Source organism: Serratia sp. M24T3, from assembly GCF_000257645.1.
Lineage (GTDB): Bacteria > Pseudomonadota > Gammaproteobacteria > Enterobacterales > Enterobacteriaceae > Rouxiella.
Window position 1 is genome coordinate 48,378 of record NZ_AJHJ01000004.1, and the last position, 21,887, is coordinate 70,264.

At 53.5% G+C, this 21,887-nt stretch carries 18 protein-coding genes and 3 pseudogenes; 9 read left to right on the top strand and 12 right to left on the bottom strand.

Translation table 11 applies throughout. The features are described 5' to 3' along the window. Positions 1-28: 28 nt before the first annotated feature. The 3 genes from SPM24T3_RS04805 to SPM24T3_RS04815 all read left to right on the top strand — a co-directional run bounded on the left by SPM24T3_RS04805 (position 29) and on the right by SPM24T3_RS04815 (position 3,238). Positions 29-1,516, top strand: a complete 1,488-nt coding sequence (locus SPM24T3_RS04805) for an amidase (RefSeq protein ID WP_009635580.1) — start codon at positions 29-31, stop codon at positions 1,514-1,516. A 21-nt stretch (positions 1,517-1,537) separates the two neighbouring features. Continuing rightward, entirely contained in the window at positions 1,538-1,891 is a 354-nt protein-coding gene (locus SPM24T3_RS04810; protein WP_009635581.1) for a RidA family protein, read from the top strand. A gap of 81 nt (positions 1,892-1,972) precedes the next feature. Next, positions 1,973-3,238 carry an FAD-binding oxidoreductase gene (locus tag SPM24T3_RS04815; protein WP_009635582.1) on the top strand — a complete coding sequence of 422 codons (1,266 nt, stop codon included), beginning with the start codon at positions 1,973-1,975 and terminating at the stop codon, positions 3,236-3,238. Here the strand turns inward: SPM24T3_RS04815 and SPM24T3_RS04820 are convergent. The 12 genes and pseudogenes from SPM24T3_RS04820 to SPM24T3_RS04870 all read right to left on the bottom strand — a co-directional run bounded on the left by SPM24T3_RS04820 (position 3,235) and on the right by SPM24T3_RS04870 (position 14,354). Next, complete coding sequence (locus SPM24T3_RS04820; protein WP_009635583.1) at positions 3,235-3,738, bottom strand: GNAT family N-acetyltransferase; 504 nt, start codon at positions 3,736-3,738, stop codon at positions 3,235-3,237. The two genes, SPM24T3_RS04815 and SPM24T3_RS04820, sit on opposite strands and share 4 nt — an antisense overlap. A 2-nt stretch (positions 3,739-3,740) precedes the next feature. Continuing rightward, entirely contained in the window at positions 3,741-4,028 is a 288-nt protein-coding gene (locus SPM24T3_RS04825) for a DUF1778 domain-containing protein (protein ID WP_009635584.1), read from the bottom strand. Positions 4,029-4,098: 70 nt separating this feature from the next. Continuing rightward, positions 4,099-5,451, bottom strand: coding sequence for an MmgE/PrpD family protein (locus tag SPM24T3_RS04830; RefSeq protein WP_009635585.1), 1,353 nt, complete (start codon positions 5,449-5,451; stop codon positions 4,099-4,101). 29 nt (positions 5,452-5,480) lie between these two features. Continuing rightward, on the bottom strand, positions 5,481-6,416 hold the full coding sequence (locus SPM24T3_RS04835; RefSeq protein ID WP_009635586.1) for a serine hydrolase: 936 nt from the start codon (positions 6,414-6,416) through the stop codon (positions 5,481-5,483). A gap of 16 nt (positions 6,417-6,432) precedes the next feature. Then, on the bottom strand, positions 6,433-7,170 hold the full coding sequence (locus SPM24T3_RS04840) for an ABC transporter ATP-binding protein (RefSeq protein ID WP_037377659.1): 738 nt from the start codon (positions 7,168-7,170) through the stop codon (positions 6,433-6,435). Positions 7,171-7,241: 71 nt separating this feature from the next. Then, on the bottom strand, positions 7,242-8,108 hold the full coding sequence (locus SPM24T3_RS04845; RefSeq protein WP_009635588.1) for an ABC transporter ATP-binding protein: 867 nt from the start codon (positions 8,106-8,108) through the stop codon (positions 7,242-7,244). Beyond that, positions 8,101-8,763: pseudogene (locus SPM24T3_RS04850) on the bottom strand (ABC transporter permease); the annotation flags it as partial. The gene SPM24T3_RS04845 and the pseudogene SPM24T3_RS04850, both read right to left, overlap by 8 nt. Positions 8,764-8,787: 24 nt before the next feature. Beyond that, positions 8,788-9,036 (bottom strand): annotated as a pseudogene (locus tag SPM24T3_RS26120) (D,D-dipeptide ABC transporter permease); the annotation flags it as partial. Beyond that, entirely contained in the window at positions 9,033-10,115 is a 1,083-nt protein-coding gene (locus tag SPM24T3_RS04855) for an ABC transporter permease (protein WP_009635590.1), read from the bottom strand. The gene SPM24T3_RS04855 and the pseudogene SPM24T3_RS26120, both read right to left, overlap by 4 nt. Before the next feature lie 36 nt (positions 10,116-10,151). Beyond that, positions 10,152-11,783: an ABC transporter substrate-binding protein gene (locus tag SPM24T3_RS04860; RefSeq protein ID WP_009635591.1), complete on the bottom strand. Its 1,632-nt coding sequence runs from the start codon at positions 11,781-11,783 to the stop codon at positions 10,152-10,154. After that, complete coding sequence (locus tag SPM24T3_RS04865; protein WP_009635592.1) at positions 11,783-13,234, bottom strand: M20 family metallopeptidase; 1,452 nt, start codon at positions 13,232-13,234, stop codon at positions 11,783-11,785. The genes SPM24T3_RS04860 and SPM24T3_RS04865 overlap by 1 nt, the downstream gene beginning before the upstream one ends. 202 nt (positions 13,235-13,436) lie before the next feature. Beyond that, entirely contained in the window at positions 13,437-14,354 is a 918-nt protein-coding gene (locus SPM24T3_RS04870; protein ID WP_009635593.1) for a LysR family transcriptional regulator, read from the bottom strand. Positions 14,355-15,167: 813 nt separating this feature from the next. Between SPM24T3_RS04870 and dppA the strand changes: the two genes are divergently transcribed. From dppA to SPM24T3_RS04900, 6 genes and pseudogenes are all read left to right on the top strand, one after another. Next, a complete protein-coding gene (gene dppA, locus SPM24T3_RS04875) occupies positions 15,168-16,775 on the top strand; it encodes a dipeptide ABC transporter periplasmic-binding protein DppA (RefSeq protein WP_009635594.1) in 1,608 nt (535 codons plus the stop codon). Positions 16,776-16,880: 105 nt separating this feature from the next. Next, entirely contained in the window at positions 16,881-17,900 is a 1,020-nt protein-coding gene (dppB, locus tag SPM24T3_RS04880; protein WP_009635595.1) for a dipeptide ABC transporter permease DppB, read from the top strand. Between the two features lie 10 nt (positions 17,901-17,910). Then, positions 17,911-18,825, top strand: coding sequence for a dipeptide ABC transporter permease DppC (gene dppC, locus SPM24T3_RS04885; RefSeq protein ID WP_009635596.1), 915 nt, complete (start codon positions 17,911-17,913; stop codon positions 18,823-18,825). A gap of 10 nt (positions 18,826-18,835) precedes the next feature. After that, complete coding sequence (dppD, locus tag SPM24T3_RS04890; RefSeq protein WP_009635598.1) at positions 18,836-19,858, top strand: dipeptide ABC transporter ATP-binding protein; 1,023 nt, start codon at positions 18,836-18,838, stop codon at positions 19,856-19,858. Continuing rightward, on the top strand, positions 19,848-20,864 hold the full coding sequence (gene dppF, locus SPM24T3_RS04895; RefSeq protein ID WP_009635599.1) for a dipeptide ABC transporter ATP-binding subunit DppF: 1,017 nt from the start codon (positions 19,848-19,850) through the stop codon (positions 20,862-20,864). Before dppD ends, dppF begins: the two co-directional genes overlap by 11 nt. Before the next feature lie 198 nt (positions 20,865-21,062). Beyond that, positions 21,063-21,779, top strand: a pseudogene (locus SPM24T3_RS04900) (HAMP domain-containing protein); the annotation flags it as partial. Between the last annotated feature and the right edge of the window lie 108 nt (positions 21,780-21,887).

Here is a 21,887-nt window from a genome sequence, read left to right on the forward strand (position 1 = left end):
TTCGATAAGGAGATGTCATGACCGAACTTTGCGATCTGTCGGCTACCGAAGCCCGCAGTTTGATTGGGAAAAAAAAATTTCACCCGTCGAGCTGACTGAGAGTTGTATCCGCCGTATTGAGCAGGTGAATCCGGCGATTAATGCGGTAGTCGCCCATGATTTCGACGCCGCCCGCCGCGCCGCGCGCCAACAGGAGCAGGCAGTATTACGCGGCGATGAGTTGGGTGCATTGCACGGTTTGCCGTTGGGCGTTAAAGACATGATCGACGCCGCTGGTTTACCGACCAGCTGCGGCAGCCTGTCGCGCAAGAATTTCATTCCGGAAAAAGATGAGCGGCTGGTCAGAGTGCTGCGCGAAGCCGGTGCCAACATTATCGGTAAAACCAACGTGCCTGAGTGGGGCGCGGGCGGTAATTCGCGTAACCCGGTCTACGGCACCACCGGCAATCCTTTTGATAACACTAAATCAGCAGCGGGATCGTCGGGTGGCTCGGCTGCGGGCCTGGCCAGCGGCATGTTCCCGATTGCCACCGGTTCTGATACCGGCGGCTCTTTGCGTAATCCCGCAGCGTTTAACGGCGTTGTTGGTTTCCGACCGACTGCAGGACTTATTCCGGCCGAAAAACGTGGCACTGCCTGGTTACAAATCTCCACACTCGGGCCGATGGCGCGCACTGTGGAAGACGTGGCAACACTGTTTACCGTGATGATGGGGGAAGACAAAAGCGATCCGCTTTCGCATACCGTTCACGGCCGACAGATGCGCAATGCCGCAGAATTTACCCCGATTGCACCGCTGGATTTATCCCGCCAGAGAGTGGCGCTGACCACTGATTTCGGTTTTGCGCCAACCGAAAAAGGCGTGGCAGAGACTTTTATTGATAAAACTAATCTTTTCAGTCATGTTTTCAAAAGCGCTGAATACGCCACCCCTGATTGCAGCGGCACTGACGAGGCGTTCGAAAAGATCCGCTCGCTGATGTTTTTGACCGGCACGCGCGAGCTTTATCAGCGTGATCCAAGCCAGGTCGGGGAAAATGTCAGACTCAACGTTGAAGAGGGGCTGCGCTATACCGCGCAGGACATCGCCCGTGGCCTGGATCTGCAAACCCAGATTTATCGCCGCTGGCAGACCTTCTTTGATGATTATGATTTTATGCTCGCACCATCGGTGACTATCAGCCCGCGCGCCTGGACTGAGCTTTATCCTAAAGAAATCAACGGGCAGGCGACACGAACCTATTACCATTGGTTGGCGCTGGCCTATGCTTCGACCATTGGCGGACTGCCTTCGATTTCTTTGCCGGTGGGCGTTGACGGTTACGGAATGCCTTTTGGTTTGCAAATCATCGGCCCACGGGGTGGCGATGTCGAACTGTTGCGCATGGCTTATGCGCTGCAAGAGCAGTTGAAAGACGATGCAAAAACTCGTCGGCCAGTGCCGAATATTGAAGGTCTTAAAACAACACGTCCGATCGCCGAGATGCCTGACTTTTATCTGCCGGTCGGCAATTAATTTACTTTAAGGAGCAACTTCATGAGTATTCCTACCAATCTGCCTTTCTCGCCAATCCGCATCGTTGACGGCCTGGCCTATCTTTCCGGTGAAGTGGCGTTTGAAGCCGACGGCACTTTTGCTTCGAACGTCACTCAACAGACCGATACCATGATGGGTCGCGTCAAAGCTCGTTTGGAAGAAAATGGCCTTAGCCTGCAAGACGTATTTTCCTGCACCGTTTATTTGACCGACAAAGCCTATTTTGCCGAATTCAATAAAGCCTATGCCCGCTGGTTCACTGCACCGTTGCCGGTCAGAACTACCGTGGAATCAGGGATGATGGCCGAAGGCGCGAAAATGGAAATTACGGTGATAGCAAAAATTCCAGCCTAATCGTCATTGTTTTTGGCGGTGAGAGGCGGCGTTTTACAGTGTCTCATCAAGCAAGTTTATGGAATTTGATGGCATGGTTTTATGGGGTCTGAAGGCATGAAATACGATGTATTGGTGTTAGGCGCCGGAATGGTGGGCGTCAGTTGCGCCCTGCATTTGCAGGCAAAAGGAAAATCGGTTGCGCTGTTTGACCGCCAGGAAGCCGGGCAGGAAACCTCATTTGGCAATGCCGGAATTATTCAGCGAGAAGCTGCGCGGCCTTACAGTTTTCCTCGGGCGTTGTCGGTGATTGGCACTGCCGCCACCAATCGTCGTCTCGACGTGCGTTATCACGCCTCGGCGCTGCCACGCGTCGCTGGCCCTTTGTTGCGCTATTTTAACCATTCGGCTCCGGCAGCTTATGAGAAGATTGCGGCAGACTATGCCTCAATGATCGCCATGTCGATTGATACCCACGCCGATTTAATTAAGGCGGCACAGGCCGAGTCTCTGGTTGAAAAGCAGGGTTGGTTGATGCTGATGCGCAGCCAGAAAAACCTTGCGGCTGCCTATGCCGAGGCTGACACTCTGCAACGGGAGCATGGGGTAAATCATCGCAAATTGAATCAACAACAGCTGGCCGAACTGGAACCTGGCATTGCCAAAGGGCAGCTGGTGGGAGCAGTTCACTGGACCGATCCGTGGACGCTGCGCAGTCCTGGCGATCTGGTGAAAGCCTATGCCGAGTTGTTTAATCGGCGCGGAGGCGAGATGCTGTTCGGCGATGCGTTAACCCTTGAGAAAACCGCTGCTGGCTGGCAGGTTCGCACGCGTGATGGCGAAACAGTGACGGCTGCCGAGGTAGTGATTGCGCTGGGTCCGTGGACCACCAAATTGACCGCACGTTTTGGCTTCGCACCGCCGATGTTCGTTAAACGCGGTTACCATATGCATTACGCTGCCTTGCCCGATCGCAAGCTAAACCATTGGGTATTGGATGAAGAGCGCGGCTATCTGATTGCGCCGATGAAAAACGGTTTACGTTTAACGACCGGTGCGGAGCTGGCGCTGATTGACAGCCCGTCAACGCCGAAACAGTTAATCGACTGCGAGGCCGTTGCTCGTGACCTGCTGCCGATTGGCGATCGCGTGGACCCGGAGCCGTGGAAAGGCGCACGACCTTGTATGCCTGACATGAAGCCAGTGATCGGTGCTGTGCCAGATGTGCCAGGAATGTGGTGCGCCTTTGGTCACGGCCATCAGGGATTCACTCTCGGGCCCGCTACCGGCGAGCTTTTAGCCGCGCTAATGACCGGCGAAAAACCGCAGATCGATATGCAGCCGTTTAGCGCCGGGAGAAGATTTTAGATTTTCTCAACAAGATTGAGACGAAGACTCGTCAAAGTAGCCATTAGCATCAATGGATCGAGCGGAGAAGATTCGAAACCGAGGCTTTGGTAAAACTCTTTGGCATGACTATCAATTGCATGGATAACGAAGGCTCGTATGCCAATAGTTTCGGCAGCGGCTACGACTCTTATGACGGCATCGCGAACTAATGCCCGACCTATTCCTCGTCTTTTGTGGCTGTTTGCCACAGCCAGACGTGCAAGGAAGACCACAGGGATCGGATTGGGCATGTTGCGTTTTATATTTCCAGAACAGGAAAGGCTAGTCACCCCACCCGAGGCCAACGAATAAAAAGCCACGACTTTGCCGTTGTCACAAACGACATACGTTCTTGAAGCCCCACTAATTTGATTACTCTTTGCCCTTTTGTTTAACCATTCATTCAGGCTTGTTTCACCACAGTCAAAATCACTAAGCCTATGCTGTTCCTTCAGCGGTAAGGGAGCATCCAATGTCATATTTATTCATCCCAAGGTGCTGGAGTGGCTAGTGTTTTCTGCAATGCTGGATTGATTTGTGCAGGAGCATCGAGCTGCACTATAAACTCTGCGTAGGCCTCTGGGTTAGCCATGATGACGGATTGATCCAACAATGCGAGCTGCGCCGCAGATTTTGCTGCATCAAGAATGAAATCAGTACGATTTTTACCTTTAATCTGCGCTGCCCGGTCGATGAGATCCCGGTCTTCTGCTTTGATGCGAAGGTTTAAAGCCTCTCGTTTATAAGGCTGTATATTTAATGACGGCATGGATTGAGCCTCCTGATATTTGGCTCAATCATAGCATCGTGTAATGTCATTGTCGTTACGATATTGCTCATTAAGAATACAGGTCTGTCAAGAATCCCAAATCTTCCTGCTGGTCCAGCATCTCAAGCTGCATAAACAAGGCTCTGGCATTGGGCAGAGCGGCGCAGCAGTCGACAAATTTTTGCAGGCGATCGGCAGAGGTGAAAGGTTCTACAAGGCTGCCTTTCGCCAGTTTGCGTTCGGCTTCCAGCACGCGGCCATCTTTAAGGGTGACAGTAATGCGATGCGGCAGGCGCTCAGCCGGTGGGGTATCCTTTTCCTGCTCGGCGCTGTAGGCACGCATGGTGATGCGGGCCAATCTGGCAGGATCGGTCAACTGGGCAACCCGCTCCGCCGTAAAATCTCGGACCCCTAATGCGCCATTGCGCAGCACGGTATCGACACAGTATTGCATCGAAAAACGAGCCTGCATTTCGTCCTGAGGCAGCTCATAGGCCAGATTGCGTTGATTGGCGATGCCGACCAGCGTATCTACGCTGACTACCTCGGCATCGGCAAAATCGTGCTGTTCGCGCAGATCGGCCAACGCATCGATAATCATATGCGTGGAGCCGCAGCACGGATGGCGTTTTGGCATGACTCCCGTGGTTTCAATGACGTGTTTTTGTGTGGAAAGAATGGCTGCAATGTCCCAACCCGTGGCCGACGCGCCGCCAAACATTTCCATAAATCCCTGCGGGGCTTCCAAAATGTCGATGCGCCCGCGCATGCCCTGATCGGCAAAACGCGCCGCATCTATCGCGTTACGGGCTGCCCATCCTGCATGTAATGGTTTGATCGGTGTGCCGAATTGCCCCTTGGTGCCGGAGGCAAAACTTACCGCGTTACTCAGCGTTCGCGAGATGCCTGCCTCATCCTGGCCCATCAGCCAAGCCACGCCCGCCGCGGTGCCGATACAGCCCACGGTCGAGGTGCCGTGCCAGCCTGCGGTGTAATGCGAAGGCCCAACGCCCATGCCGACAAAAGCCTGAGCTTGCAAACCGATCAAATAGGCATCGATCAGCCGGCTGCCGCTGGCATTAGTTTCATCGGCAACGGCCAACAGGGCGGGAACCAGCACCGCCGAGGCGTGGCTCATGCCCGGCTGGAAATTGTCGTCATAATCGATGGCGTGGGCCGCGGTGGCGTTGAGCAGTGCGGCGATCGCGGCCGGAGCTTTGCCGCCGCCAATCACGCTGGCACCAGCATCAGGATTGAGATAGTCCTCGAACGCCCGGCGCACGGCCAGACTCGAAAAATCATTTTGTCCGGCATAGAGACAGGCCAGCGTATCGGTAATGGCAATCCGCGCCAACTCTCTTGCGCGCGGACTAAACTGGTCTTGACGGCAACTCCAGTCGGCAATGGCTTCAATCACGTTCATTTTGATACCTGCTTAAATTGTTATGAAATTCAGGAAAGTAACAGGTCCATGAGTTTGCCGACCTGGAACCGATTGACGCTGCGCCCTGCGATGTCAGTGTTCACGCGGTGAACCACCACGGCGTCCAGCGCAGGCATCACCAGGCAGTAATGCCCGCCCGCGCCGTAGGCATAAAAGCTGCCTTCTGGCAGTTCACAGCCGGGGAAGGCGATGCCTTGACGAGCCAGCCACCACATGTAGCCATAGGCGCCGCGATCGCCCGCGTCGGAATAGGGCATCAGGCTTTGGCGAACCCAGGAGGCGGGCAGAATTTCTTTGCCGCCCCACATTCCCTGCTGCAAATAAAGCTGACCAAAGCGGGCTAAATCGCGTGTTGAAAGCCGGAACGGATAAGCGGGATGCTGCGATTTTTCGCCAGATTCCAGCCAGCCATCTCGGCGTTCGTTGCTGTAGCGGTAATCTTGCATTCCCAATGGCCGGGCGATTTGCTCGAGAAAAGCCTGATGAATATCCAAGCCGGTCATTTGCCGAAAGGCAGTGCCCAGCGCATTGAAATCCCAGTTGTTATAGCTCCACAGGCAACCCGGCGGCTGGCTGTGACGCGGCGGTTTGATGCGCGTCATCCACGGAGTTTCATAGTTGGCGGGATGAAATATTCCTGAACGAGCGACCAGTAAATCGTACAGCGTGGCGCTGAGTTCAACCTCGCTCAGCGGGTCGATATCATTGATTTTAAGTTCGGCCAAAGTCAGCGATAAATCAAAATTCCCCTGCGCCACCTGAATACCAATCAGCGCGCTGAGAAAGCTTTTACGCATTGAATGACAAAGAAAACGCTGCTGCATATCGCCGTAAGTAAAACGCGTTTCGCCGCCCTGAATCACCAGCAGCGCATCGCATTGGCTGTTTTCACACAGCCGCAGCAACCCTTCCCATCCGTTTCGGGGCATTAAATTGTGAGTCATGGATGTGTCCTGAAGCTTAGTGGCTACTCGCCGCCAAAAATTGTTGTGTATAAGGCTGGGTTGCCGCGCCGCGACGGATCTCGTCCGCGGTCATCTCTTCCAGCAGTTTTCCCTGATGCATTATCGCCACGCGGTCACACAAGTGCGTGACCACGGCTAAATCGTGAGTCACCATCAGATAGGTCAGATTGCGCTGGCGGCGCAAGGTTTTCAGCAGGTTAAGAATTTCGGCCTGGACTGAAACGTCCAGCGCAGAAGTTGGCTCATCCAGCAGCAGCACCTGGGGTTCGATAATCAGCGCGCGGGCGAGAGCAACGCGCTGGCGTTGACCACCAGAAAGTTGGTGCGGGTAGCGGTAGCGAAAAGCGTCGCTAAGACCGAGGGAGGTGAGGACATCGCTGATGCGCTCCTCGCGGCGGTCCATACCGTGGATGACCAGCGGCTCGAGCAGCGTGTGATAGACCATTTTTCGCGGATGCAGCGAGGCGTAGGGGTCCTGAAATACCATCTGGATTTGCCGATAATAGGCTTTATCGCGCACCGGATGCTGTTCACGATTTTGATAAAGTATCGCGCCATCGTACTGAGTATTCTGCCCGGTCAAGGTGCGTAAAATGGTCGATTTTCCGCAGCCCGATTCGCCAATCAGCCCGTAGCTTTCACCGCGCGCAATGTTCAAGGAAACTTTATCGACAATCAAACGTCGGCGATGGCCTTTTCCGAAAGCGATGCTTAAATCTACGGTTTCAATCATTCGGTCGACTGCCAGCGGGACGGCCTTGGCCTCTTCATCTGACACCGGTTTAGCTTCTTCGGCCAAACTATTCATAGGGCTTCTCCATAGCGATACACCGGGCCGGTCAACCAGGCGGGATCACGAGCGGGGATCGACAGCATATCTACCGGATGATGCAAGTCAGGCTGGCTCGCCAGCAGGGCGCGGGTATAAGGATGCTTAGCGAGATGCAGCTGGTCGGCGGCGATTTCTTCGAGAATACGTCCGGCGTACATCACCAGCGCACGGTCACAAAAGCTTGAGACCAGGCTCAGGTCGTGGGTAATAAATAGCAGCCCGGTTTTACGGCGTTCAAGCAATGCGTCGAGCACGGAAAGCACCTGCTGGCGCACTGTGACATCGAGGGCTGAAGTGGGTTCGTCGGCAATGATCAAATCCGGTTCAGGGATTAGCATCATCGCAATCATGATGCGCTGCCCCATACCGCCGGAAATTTCGTGTGGATAAAGCTCGAAAACCCGCTGCGGATCGCGAATGTTTACCGCTTCCAGCATCTGCATCGCCTTGATCCGTGCGTCCTTTTCACTAACGCTAAAGTGTATGCGATAGGCTTCGGTAATTTGATGACCCACCCGCATCAGCGGATTCAGCGAGAATTTCGGATCCTGCATGATCATCGAAATCCTTTTTCCTCGGATCTTGCGCATTTCGCGCTCCGAGGATTTTAAAAGATCGATATCACCGAAACGCATTTTCGTTGCACTAACGGTAGCGCCGCGCGGAGTGAGTTTTAACAGCGAGCGTCCGGTCAACGACTTGCCGGAACCGGACTCGCCGACAATCGCGACCTTTTCACGCCCGACGGAAAAAGAAATATCGCGCACGGCGTGATGATTCTGACGATGGCCTTTGAACACCACGTTCAGATTCTCGACTTCCAGCAATTTTTCAGTCATGTCGCAGGTCCAATACGTCGCGCAGGCCGTCACCAAACAGGTTAAACGCCAGGCTGGTGAAAAGAATCGACAGGCCGGGGATCGCGGCAATCGTCCAGTTAGTCATCATGAATTGGCGACCAGATGACAGCATCGCGCCCCATTCCGGGCTGGGTGCCTGCGCGCCAAGGCCGAGAAAGCCGAGGCCCGATGCAGTAAGGATAATTCCCGCCATATTCAGCGTCAGGCGCACCACGACTGACGGCAGGCACATCGGGATAATGTGCCGCAGAATAATGCGCATTTGCGAGGCGCCCTGCAAACGCACCGCCGCGACATAGTCCATTTTACGAATCGACAAGGCTTCTGCCCTTGCCAGACGGGCGATGGGAGGCCATGCGGAGAGCGAAATAGCGATAATGGCGTTTTCGATACCCGGACCCAGCGCCGCCACGAACCCCAACGCCAAAATCAGGCTGGGGAAGGCGAGGAAAATATCTACGATGCGCATCAGCACGGTATCGGTCCAGCCGCCAACGGTGCCAGCGATAGTGCCGACCAGCAGGCCAATCGGGCCGACAATCAGCGCGCTCAGGCAGGTGATGTAGAGAGTGATGCGCGCGCCATAAATCAGTCGACTGAAGATATCGCGGCCCAGCTCGTCGGTGCCAAGCCAATATTCGTGGCTTGGTGGAGCCAGGCGAATTTGCAGATTTTGGGCATAAATATTATGGGTGGTCAGCCAAGGGGCAAAGATTGCCGCGAAGGCGATGATCACGATGACGATCAGACCAAACATCGCCGAAGTGTTGCGTCGAAAGCGTCGCCATTGGCCAAGGCTTTGCTGAACCCTTGCCTGCCAGGGCGTGGAAGGAATGGGCGCGTCTAGCCAGCTGCGTAGTGAGCGACGGGCAGAGCGGTCAACCTGAGTTTTCGCAGAATCGGTCATGATTGCTCCTGGCGGGTGCGCGGATCGAAAATTCGATACAGCAGGTCGCAGATAAGGTTTAGCACGACGAAAATCACGCCGATCAGCAGCGAACAGCCGACTACGGCGTTCATGTCTCCAGCCAGCATGGCGTTGGTCAGGTAACGGCCAAAGCCCGGCCAGGCGAAGACAGTTTCAGTTAATACTGCACCTTCGAGTAAAAATGCATACGAAAGCGCCACCACTGTCACCACCTGCACCGCCACATTGCGGAAAGCGTGTACCCACACGCTACGTGCCCAAGACAATCCTTTGACTCGTGCGGTGATCACGTATTCCTGCGACAGCTGTTCAATCATGAAACTGCGGGTCATGCGGCTGATGTAAGACAAACCGCTGAGGCCAAGAATCGACGCGGGTAAAATCAGGTGGCTGAAAACGTTGCGAAATGCTTCCCAGTTTCCGGCGATAGCGGTATCAATCAGATAAAATCCGGCAACCTGATGAACGTCGAATTCATACATAAAATCAATGCGTCCTGGCCCGCCGATCCAGCCCAGCGTGGCGTAAAACAGCACCAGCCCCATCAACCCCAGCCAGAAATTGGGTGCCGAATGGCCGAGTAAACCGATGAACCGAATGCAGTGATCGAACCAGGTATTGCGATACATCGCCGATAATACGCCCGCCGGAATGCCCAGACAGGTACCGATAATTGCCGCCAGACTGGCCAGCTCGATAGTGGCAGGAAACACGCGGGCAATGTCCTCGCTTACCGGATGCCCTGTGGTCAGCGAGGTGCCAAAATTCAGCATGCAGACATTTTTCAGATACATCAAAAATTGTTCCCACAGCGGCTTATCAAGCCCCAACAGGTGATACATTTTTTGATAGGCTTCCTGGCTGGCGTTATCTCCCAACACGGAAACTACCGGGTCAATAGGTAGCAACCGACCAATAAAGAAGGTCAGTGCCGCCAGCCCCAGCAGGGTAACGGCTACCGACACCAGCAGTTTGAGCAACGCGGTGGCCTGTTCAAGCACCCTGACGCGCAGCGGATCTGCGGGGTGCGCGCCCGCAGTGGAATCAATCAGCGACATCGGTAGTCCTCCGTTATGCCAGAGTGGCGGCGATAGTTATTTCGACGCGTCGGCGTAATAAACGTGGAACCCGTTCCAGGTCCAGTTTTTCACGTTCTTATTCAGACCCGCGGTGTTATACATCTGGAACATGATGGCGAACGGGCCTTGCTGCATCTGCTCTTCCTGTAGCTGGTGGTAGAGCGCGATGCGTTTTTGGTCGTCCGGCTCCAGCAGTGCAGCGTTGACCTGTTTATTCATAGCCGGGTCAAAGTAGGAGGCGCGCCAGCTTGGATACTGGGTTTTCTTGGCCTCTTTACTGTTGTCCGGATTGGCTACCAGGCGCGAGGCATTACCGTAGGCATCCGGCACTGAGGTTTGCCAGGCCATCATGGCGCTCTGGAATTCACGTCCGCGTACTCGGCTGAACAATTGGGCATTGGCCATGCTCTCAATTGACAGTTTTACGCCGATTTTCGCCGCATTTTCCTGAGTGTTCTGCGCAATAGGCGCCGAGTGTGGCAGGGTGCCAATATAAATTTTGGCCGAGAATCCATTTGGATAACCCGCTTCGGTCAGCAACTGTTTCGCCTTGGCCAAATCCAATTTGAACGGCTGACCCTGTTGTTTATCCAGCGCACCAAAGGCTCCGAGCTGAACAAAGCTGGCACGCGGTACGCCGAGATACGGCATTACTGTGGAAGCAAGTCCTTGATAATCAATTAGGTAACGCATTGCCAGCCGCACCTTTGGATTTTTGAAAATTGGGTCTTCGGCGTTCATGGTCCAGAAGAACAGCTGCGGTTTCAGCACTTTCTCAATATTCACTTTGCCGCTTTTATCTAAATCGCGCAGGTCATCCGGCGCTAAATCGCGGGCAATATCGACGTCTCCCTGGGTTAGCAGCAGTCGCTGGGTGCCGGTTTCGGCGACGTGACGAATTAAAATGCGCTGCAATTTCGGCTTGGTGCCGTAATAGTTTTCATTGGCTTGCAGCACCAGCCCTTCTCCGGCATTCCAGCGGGTCAACTGGTAAGGGCCGATACAGGCGGTGTGAGTGGTGAGATATTTATTACCCATGTCGTCGCCGACGGCGTTTTTCTCGACCAGCGTTTTATCCAGCGTGATCGCGACATCGTTGGCGGCGATGGCCTGCAACACCAGATTGGTCGGATAAGGTTTATCGAGCTTCATCACCAGGGTGTCGTCGTCCGGTGCGGTGATTCGCTCTTTCACGTTGTCCTTGGTGAAGCCGTATTCGGTCAGCGTGGCCGAATTGCCGAAGCCGAGCAGCACGACTCGCTGCAACGACCACGCCAGATCTTTGGCGCTGCCTTTATTGCCCGATGGGAACACCAGCCCGCTGTGTAAATGGAAGGTGATGGTCATACGGTCAGCAGAGACGTCCCAGCTTTTAGCCAGTAATGGAATGACTTTCGACTCGTCTTTCGGATCGAAATCTACCAGCGAATCACAGGTATTCTGGATGATTTCATTGGTCACCACCTCGCCGATTTGCGCCGGGTCAAAGGTGCTGATGGCATCGATATTCCAGGCCATTACCAGCGAATCTGGCGGCGTTGCGGCTTGCGCGACTATCGGCATTACGCCTCCGGCCAGCGTTAAACCCATCAGCATCGGCAATAAACGCTTTCGAACGATGACGGCTGCTTTTCGAGTATTTTTCATTATGCCTGCTCCCCTGACGGGCGCGGTTGCAGTGGTGGATTAACCTCAAGCGGGATCGGGCAAACGTAAGGCGTTTCGGCGGTGAGTTCGAAATGCGCGGTTTTCGCCTGTGCCAGCAAGACTTTATCGGTCAGTGTGTCGATGGCGGTAGCGGCCATGATTTTCGCAACATAGGCCAGGCCTTTATGGGCCGCAGGCATTTTTCCCTGAGCGGTGAGCTGCCAGGAATGGCCAGGTGTGCCGATGGCATAGGTGGGCACATGAGCCTGCACGGTCGGTATTTTCCAGCTGATATCGCCAACGTCAGTTGAGCCGAGCATCAGCTCGCCCGCGGCCTCCAGAGGCACGATAAATTCGCAAAGAGGGGAGGTTTGCTGGGGTTTTTTGATCCCGATACGACGATAGGCGCTGCTGAGATCTTCCGGGCTGAGCGTCGCCTGAATTTCTGCGGCAAAGGCTTTATCGGCCTCGTCAAATTCCAGCGGCCCCAGCAGTTCAAAGTTGCGCTGCATAGCCTGTTCCAGCGGCTCATTGCCAAGCAGGTTGGCGACGGCGCTCATAATGCTGATATCAACCTTGGTTTCGGTCATCATTGCCGCGCCATTGGCAACCTTTTTGACTCGCTCATTGAGGTCGAACATAGCATGGACGTCGCGGGAGCGGATGGCGTAGCGCACTGCCGCACGGGCCTGTACCACGTTGGGTGCAATGCCGCCGGAGTCGAGCATCGCGTAGTGAATTCTGGAGTCGGAAGGAACGTGCTCGCGTAAATAGTTAACGCCGACGTTCATCAGCTCCACAGCGTCAAGCGCGCTGCGCCCCAAGTGTGGAGCCGCAGCGGCGTGAGAGGCACGGCCGTGGAACACAAAATCCATTCGAGTGTTGGCCAGTGATTCGGCGCGGGCAACCTCAGTAAAAGCGGCCGGGTGCCAAGTGATGGCGATATCGACATCGTCAAAGGCACCGGCGCGCGCCATAAAGGATTTTGCCGCACCGCCTTCTTCTGCCGGGCAGCCGTAATAGCGGACACGGCCCGGCGTTCCGGTCTCGGCCAGCCAGTCTTTTAGCGCGGTAGCAGCCAACATGGCGGCGGAACCTAGCAGATTGTGGCCGCAGCCGTGACCGTGACCATTGCCCGGTAAAGGTTCCTGATGAGCGACTCCGGCGACCTGACTCAGGCCCGGCAATGCATCATACTCGCCTAAAATAGCGATAATCGGCCCGCCTTTTCCGGCTTCTCCCATGACCGCAGTCGGAATTCCTGCAACGTTTTCGGTCACGATAAAACCTTGTTCCTTCAGCATGGCGGTATGTTCGGCCACTGAACGGTACTCGGTATAACAAATTTCTGGCATCCCCCAGACTCTGTCACTCAGAGCGGTGAACAGGGCTTTCTTGGCATCGACCAAACTCCAGACCAACTCTTTCTGCTGCGTAGATTCACTTTTCACTGTGGATTCCTTATACCGGGCTGCGGTGACGGATAACAAAATCAAGCGGGTTTGTTCAGAATGTGTTCAGCGCGGGCAAAGGTCCAATGAGAGTTTGGGATGCCTCATTCCAAAATTGCATAGATTAGGACCAGAAAAGTCTAGGTAACGATTTCGATTTCAAGAAGCAGGGGATTCCGACCCGCAGGCCGGAAAGAAAGGATCAGGCAACCGCTTGAGCCGTATGGAGTTTTCTTGCTTTGTTCCAAAGATTCTCAGCCTGAATATTGCGAGACTTTTCAAGACGGTAAAGGCGAATGTTGGTTTGAATATCCCAGCTGCGATCGGCGGCTCGAGTCAGTACTCCGCTGGAAAGTTCGGATTTGATCAGGCTGGCCGGTAACCAGGAAACGCCGCAGCCGGAAATAGTCATCGCCTTTAATCCGCTGGACATGGGATTTTCATAAATCGGTTTCAGCGGCAAAGGACGTATGGCGAACAGGGCGCTGAGTGCGTGACCAAAGAATGAGCGATTTCCATAGCTAAGAAACGGCGTCGGCATGCCTTTTTCGGCAATCGGATACAGTGGTTTACCGTCGCTATCGGGCGCGCAGACGGCAATCGCCAGTTCTTTGCCAAGTTCAATATAAGGAAAACGTTCAAGCTGTTTCATCAGAGCCACTGAATCATGGGTGTAAGTCAGCAGAAAGTCGGTTTTGCCGTCCAGCAGCAGGGCAATGTTGCCAGCGAAAGAAGGGGGATGGTCGGAAAGCCGTATACAGCCGCACTGGTGGGTGGGATCAACCTTGTTTATCCAGTCCGGAAAAAAGGTTTGCGCCAGCGTGTTCAGCGAGGCGAAATGCAAAATCGAACTTTTTTGCATGTGGCGTTCGCGCAATTCTCCGCGCAGCTGAGTGAGTGAAAACACCATCTCCGAGGCGGTGGTGAGAAATTCCTGCCCCTCTGGCGTCAGTCGGATCGGATAAGTTTTACGGTCAAACAGCGGCACCCCCAGCCATTCTTCAAGCTGTTTAATACGGCGGCTTAGCGCTGACTGAGTAATGTTGCGTTCCCCGGCTGCGCGAGTGAAGCTGTAACAGTGCGAAACGCTCAAAAAATCTTCAAACCACTTTAGTTCCATATAACAAACCCCTGGCTAGTTATGGCGAACATATCTACGGGAGAGATGAGACGTTTTAAGGCTCAATAAGAAAAGGCGACGGCAGAAATTAGCTATTTTTAAGAAGGGATAAATAATGCAACAAACGCGCCACTGTATTAATAATCGGTAACATCCTCTTAAATTTACGGTTCTGAGCATTTTATTCCGCTGTATAAAAAACAAACCTGCATCGTTACGGGCTTTTATTGCACCTCAACGGTGCAAATTACTTTTTCTAATGCGTAACGGTTTGTTTGATGAATAAAATAACCTCAATTCGGGCACCTCTTTAGAGGTAGCTTTCAGCACGATCAGCTGCCAATTACCCAAATTTAAAAAATAACCGTTCAGATAATCTCCTTTTGTCGCAGATTTTTTAGACTTTTTATTTGGCGTAATGTGCTGGTTATTTGGTGGTAATTAGTTGTATGTCCTGAGGTAATGGCTTATGACTAAATATTAATCCTATAAATGTTAATTGGCTGTTTTTTTATGTTTGTTTGCTGTTACTCACAGTCTTTGTAAAAGCCTGTGCGTTATATTGACGACGCCGGAGAGAGTTGCCAAATTGATGTGAACAGGATTGACCAGAAGATTCATCCGGTAATTATTTGCACCCTTTTTTGGTGCAAATGTTTCCCCCCAAAGCTCTCTGGTGGCGTCGGTCACACGTCTGAAAATCACTTCTGCAGCTACCAGACAAACACTCTCACCCGTAAATAAAAAATAAAGGGTGAGGTGAGCTGAAACACAACACACATCCACATCACCATTATAGATGGAGCAAAAGCGATGAGAATTTCCTTGGGAAAATCAGGCCTGCTGAAGTTCAGTATGGGTTTGATTGCGCTAACCGTGGCAGCCAGCGTTCAGGCAAAAACGTTAGTTTATTGTTCTGAAGGCTCGCCAGAAGGCTTTAACCCGCAGCTTTTCACTTCGGGTACGACTTATGACGCTAGCTCCGTACCAATTTATAACCGTCTGGTTGAATTCAAAACCGGGACAACCGAAATCGTTCCTGGTCTGGCCGAGAAGTGGGACGTCAGTGCCGATGGTAAAACTTATACTTTCCATCTTCGTTCCGGCGTGAAGTGGCAGTCGAGCAAAGATTTCAAACCAACGCGTGATTTCAACGCTGACGACGTACTGTTTTCGTTCAACCGTCAAAAAGATGCCTCTAACCCTTACCACAAGGTATCGGGCGGCAACTACGAATACTTCGACGGTATGGGCATGGGCGATCTGATCAGTAAAATCGTTAAAGTTGACGATCACACTGTCCAGTTCGTGTTGAACCATCCTGAATCACCATTCCTGGCCGATATGGCGATGGATTTCGCGTCGATCATGTCATCTGAATATGCCGATGATGAAATGAAAGCCGGTACGCCAGAAAAAATCGACCTGAACCCAATCGGTACCGGTCCGTTCCAGATGATGCAGTACCAGAAAGACTCACGCATTCTGTACACCGCATTCAAAGGCTATTGGGGCGTGAAGCCTAAACTGGATCGCCTGATCTTCTCCATCACGCCTGACGCCTCCATCCGTTACGCTAAATTGCAGAAAAATGAGTGCCAGGTCATGGCCTATCCAAACCCTGCAGATTTGGCGGCAATGAGAAAAGACACCTCAATCAACCTGATGTCAGAACCCGGTCTGAACGTGGGTTATCTGTCGTTTAATACCCAGAAAAAACCGTTGGATGACGTGAAAGTTCGTCAGGCGCTGACCATGGCCGTGAACAAGAAAGCAATTATCGAAGCTGTTTATCAGGGCGCTGGCCAGGCGGCTAAAAACCTGATCCCACCAACAATGTGGGGCTATAACAACGACGTTAAAGATTATCCGTATGACCCGGCGAAAGCGAAAGAACTGCTGAAAGAAGCGGGCCTGCCAAACGGTTTTACCACCGACCTGTGGGCGATGCCGGTTCAGCGTCCTTATAACCCGAACGCGCGTCGTATGGCTGAGATGATTCAGGCTGACTGGGCGAAAATCGGTGTGAAAGCCAATATTGTTACCTACGAGTGGGGCGAATACCTCAAGCGTGCTAAAAACGGCGAACACCAGACTGTGATGATGGGCTGGACCGGCGATAATGGGGACCCGGATAACTTCTTCGCTACTCTGTTCAGCTGCCAGGCTGCCAAAGATGGTTCCAACTACTCAAGATGGTGTTACAAGCCGTTTGAAGACGTGATTCAGCCAGCCCGTGCTGAATCTGATCACGACAAACGTATTGCGCTCTACAAACAAGCTCAAGTGATCATGCATGACCAGGCTCCGGCTCTGATCATTGCCAACTCCACCGTTTACGAGCCAGTGCGTAAAGATGTGATCGGCTATGTAGTCGATCCACTTGGCAAGCACCACTTCGAAAATGTCGATATTAAGTAATTGATGTAGAAATGAATCAGGTCGTTGTTCGTTAAAGCAATGTGAGCTAACAATAAGCCCGGAGAGCTACGGTTCCCCGGGCATTTTATACAGAGAGTACGGGATATGCTGCAGTTCATACTCCGACGTTTGGGGTTAGTGATCCCAACGTTTATCGGCATTACTTTGCTGACCTTTGCCTTCGTGCACCTGATCCCCGGCGACCCCGTAACGATTATGGCCGGTGAACGCGGTGTTTCTCCTGAGCGCCACGCTCAGCTAATGGCAGAAATGGGGCTCGACAAGCCTCTTTATCAACAATATTTCCATTATGTGGACGGTGTGCTGCACGGTGATCTGGGCATGTCGTTGAGCAGTCATACGCCGGTATGGCACGAATTCATTCCACGCTTTGAGGCGACACTGGAACTGGGGATCTGCGCGATGATTTTCGCGGTGATTGTCGGTATCCCGGTGGGCGTGCTGGCGGCGGTAAAACGAGGATCGGTATTTGACCATACGGCGGTAGGGATTTCCCTGACCGGCTATTCGATGCCGATTTTCTGGTGGGGGATCATGCTGGTCATGCTGGTCTCGGTTCACTGGAATATCACGCCCGTTTCCGGGCGAATAAGCGATACCGTCTTCCTGGATGACAGTAAACCGCTGACCGGTTTTGCGCTGATTGATACCCTGATCTGGGGCGAGCCGGGCGACTTCAAAGATGCGGTGATGCACATGATCCTGCCGGCGATTGTGCTCGGCACCATCCCCTTGGCGGTGATTGTGCGTATGACGCGTTCTTCGATGCTTGAAGTTCTCGGCGAGGACTACATCCGCACTGCCCGCGCCAAAGGTGTGAGTCGCATGCGAGTTATCGTGGTACACGCCCTGCGTAACGCCATGCTGCCGGTGGTCACAGTGATTGGTTTGCAGGTCGGTACGCTGCTTGGCGGCGCGATCCTGACTGAAACCATCTTCTCATGGCCGGGCGTCGGACGCTGGCTGATAGAGGCTTTGCAGCGCCGCGACTATCCGGTAGTGCAGGGCGGTGTATTGCTGGTCGCCACGCTAATTATCCTGGTTAACCTGTTGGTGGACGTGCTGTACGGCATTGTTAACCCGCGTATTCGTCACAAGAAATAAGAGGCGCACAATGACTCAAGTTACTGAACCTGTCGCCGGAGTACTGGTTACGGGCGCACCGACGCCCATGCCGCCAATGCGTGAGTTTTGGCACTACTTCAAGCGAAACAAAGGGGCCGTTACCGGTCTGGTTTACATCATCATCATGCTGGTATTGGCTATCGGCGCAAATGTGCTGGCTCCTCATGGCCCGGCTGAACAGTTCCGCGATGCGCTACTGAAACCGCCGGTCTGGATGGATGGCGGCAGCTGGAAATTCCTGTTGGGCACCGATGACGTTGGCCGCGATATCCTGACTCGCCTGATGTACGGCGCGCGTCTTTCGCTGCTGGTCGGCTGTCTGGTGGTGGTTCTTTCGCTGATTTTTGGCGTGATCTTTGGCCTGTTCGCGGGTTATTACGGCGGCGTGGTCGATGCAATCATCATGCGCGTAGTTGATATCATGCTGGCACTGCCGAGCCTGCTGCTGGCTCTGGTGCTGGTGGCAATTTTTGGCCCATCGATTGTCAATGCGTCGCTGGCGCTGACCTTTGTCGCCTTGCCGCACTATGTTCGTTTAACTCGCGCTGCGGTGCTGGTTGAGGTCAATCGCGATTACGTGACTGCCTCCCGCGTGGCCGGGGCGAGTGCAACGCGTCAGATGTTTGTGAACATTTTGCCCAATTGTCTGGCTCCGCTGATCGTGCAGGCCTCGCTCGGCTTCTCCAACGCCATCCTCGACATGGCGGCTCTCGGCTTCCTGGGCATGGGCGCACAGCCGCCAACGCCCGAGTGGGGCACAATGCTTTCCGATGTGTTGCAGTTCGCGCAAAGCGCCTGGTGGGTCGTGACCTTCCCTGGCGTGGTCATTCTGCTGACGGTATTGGCATTTAACCTGATGGGAGATGGCTTGCGTGATGCCCTCGACCCGAAACTCAAGCAGTAAGGGGCGAGAGATGGAAGCGACAATAATTCAAGATGTACCAGTGGGCAAAACGCTGCTCACCGTAAATAAGCTGTCGGTACACTTTGGCGATCAGGGCACACCTTTTCGCGCCGTGGACCGCATCAGTTATACCGTCAAACAGGGGGAAGTGGTCGGTATCGTGGGCGAATCTGGCTCAGGTAAGTCCGTCAGCTCGCTGGCATTGATGGGCTTAATCGATTTCCCCGGCAAGGTGATGGCCGATACCCTGGAGTTTGGTGGTCAAAATTTACAGGGCATCAGCGAGAAGCAGCGTCGGCAAATCGTCGGTTCTGAAGTGGCGATGATTTTTCAGGACCCGATGACCAGCCTAAACCCTTGCTACACCGTGGGTTTCCAGATCATGGAAGCTATCAAGGTGCATCAGGGCGGCAACAAAAAGACGCGTCGTCAGCGCACTATCGATCTGCTTAATCTGGTCGGTATTCCTGACCCGGCGTCACGTCTCGATGTTTATCCGCACCAACTTTCCGGTGGGATGAGCCAGCGCGTGATGATAGCGATGGCGATTGCCTGTCGGCCCAAACTGTTGATTGCCGATGAGCCAACCACCGCTCTCGATGTCACTATTCAGGCGCAAATTATCGAGCTGTTGCTGGAACTGCAACAGAAAGAAAATATGGCGCTGATGCTAATCACCCATGATTTGGCGCTGGTCGCCGAAGCGGCGCATCACATTATCGTCATGTACGCCGGGCAAGTGGTAGAGACCGGTCCTGCAGCCGAGATTTTCCGCGCGCCTCGTCATCCTTATACCCAGGCGCTGCTGCGTTCGCTGCCGGAGTTTTCCACCGACAAGGCGCGCTTGCAGTCTCTGCCAGGCGTGGTGCCGGGCAAATATGACCGTCCAAATGGCTGTTTGTTGAACCCGCGCTGCCCTTACGCCAACGATCGCTGCCGTAAAGAGGAGCCTGCTTTGCAAGGCGAACCGGGCCGCCAGTCCAAATGTCATTATCCGCTGGATGATGCCGGGAGACCAACCTATGAGTCTTAATCACACCACCGGAAAGCAGCCGCTGCTGAAGGCTATCGATCTGAAAAAACACTATGCGGTTAAAGGCGGGATGTTTAAGCCTGAGCGCACAGTAAAGGCTCTGGACGGCGTCTCTTTCGAACTTGAACGCGGCAAGACTCTGGCCGTAGTGGGAGAATCAGGCTGTGGTAAATCCACGCTGGGCCGGCTATTGACCATGATTGAAGTGCCGACCCACGGCGAACTTTATTATCAGGGGCAGGACCTGCTCAAGCCAGACGTCACCGCTGAAAAGCTGCGTCGCCAGAAAATCCAGATCGTGTTCCAGAACCCTTACGGTTCATTGAATCCGCGTAAGAAAGTCGGGCAGATTCTGGAAGAGCCGCTGCTGATTAATACCAAATTGAGCAGTGCTGAACGCCGCGAAAAAGCTCTGGCTATGATGGCAAAAGTAGGTCTGAAAACTGAGCATTACGACCGTTATCCGCACATGTTTTCTGGTGGGCAGCGTCAACGTATTGCTATCGCTCGTGGCCTGATGCTGGACCCGGACGTCGTGATCGCCGATGAACCCGTGTCGGCGCTGGACGTTTCCGTTCGTGCGCAGGTATTAAACTTGATGATGGACCTACAGCAGGATCTCGGGCTGTCGTACGTATTTATTTCGCACGATCTTTCAGTGGTTGAGCACATCGCCGATGAAGTGATGGTGATGTATCTCGGGCGTTGCGTGGAAAAGGGCTCGAAAGAGGCGGTATTCAGTAATCCGCGTCATCCTTATACTCAGGCTCTGCTATCGGCAACGCCGCGACTGAATCCTGACGACCGCCGTGAGCGCATCAAGCTTACTGGCGAATTGCCAAGCCCACTGAATCCGCCGGCCGGCTGCGCGTTTAACGCCCGCTGTCGTCGTGCTTTCAGCACTTGTACGCAGGTTCAGCCACAGTTGAAGCAGTACGGTGATCAGCTGGTGGCCTGCTTTGCCGTCGATCAGGACGAGCAGGAAAATACCGGTACTCACGGATAATTCAGACTGTTCCCTCTCGCCGGTCGGGTCTCTGACCGGCGAACTTCTAGTCAGACTCCTCGATTAATCTTTGTATTTATTGGAAATACTCCACCTATACTGCTGCGCATTTTCGCAAAACAGCGTTACTGCACCAGTGCCTGCTAGCTGCTATCATGCTTTTCGTGAGCTTTTGGGGATAATTAGTGGAGAAATATGTTGCGGGTAAGGCGTTCATTAACGATTAAACAGATGGCAGCAGTGTCCGGCGTGGCTCTGGTGACAATCTGCTTTTTTATCGCCATCCAGCTGTTTCACTTTGTTGAACAGCGGAGGGAGGACTACGCCCAACAGCTGGAAAATATTGCCCATTCTGTTGTCAGGCCGTTAGCTCAGTCGGTGGTTGATGCTAATTTCCAGGAAACCCAGCACATTCTCAATACGCTACGACCGGTTGGGATCCTCAATCGTGCCAATGTCGTGCTGCCAAGTCAGATTTCCGCGCTGAGCACCCATTTCCCCGAAGGGCGTTCAGTACCGGAATGGGTGATGAAAAGCTTTGATCTGCCTATCAAAGTCACCGTTCCGCTTTATTCTCCGGCGGCGACTTCCGAAACGGCAAAACCGCTGGCTTATCTGGTTTTGCAGGCCGATCCTTATCGTATGTTCCAGTTTTTCGTCAGTACGCTTTCCACCATGGTGACGACGTATTTACTGCTGGCATTGATCCTGTCAATTGCGATTAGCTGGTGTATTAACCGTTTGATTATTCACCCTTTACGCGCTATTGCTCGTGAACTGGAAGCCCTACCTGAAAGCAGCGTGCATTATCATCAGCTCGCCGAACGACCTCGCCACAATGACGACGAGCTGGGCCTGCTAATCCGCAGTTATAATCGCAATCAGCAGCTGCTGGATAAAGCCCTTAAAGCTTTGCAGGAAAAGCACGATCGCACTGATTCTGACACTGCACTCGCTGAACCTTCAGAAACAGAGCAGTAATGTTCTGATCATACTGTCCGAATTGAGAATCCTATAAAAGCT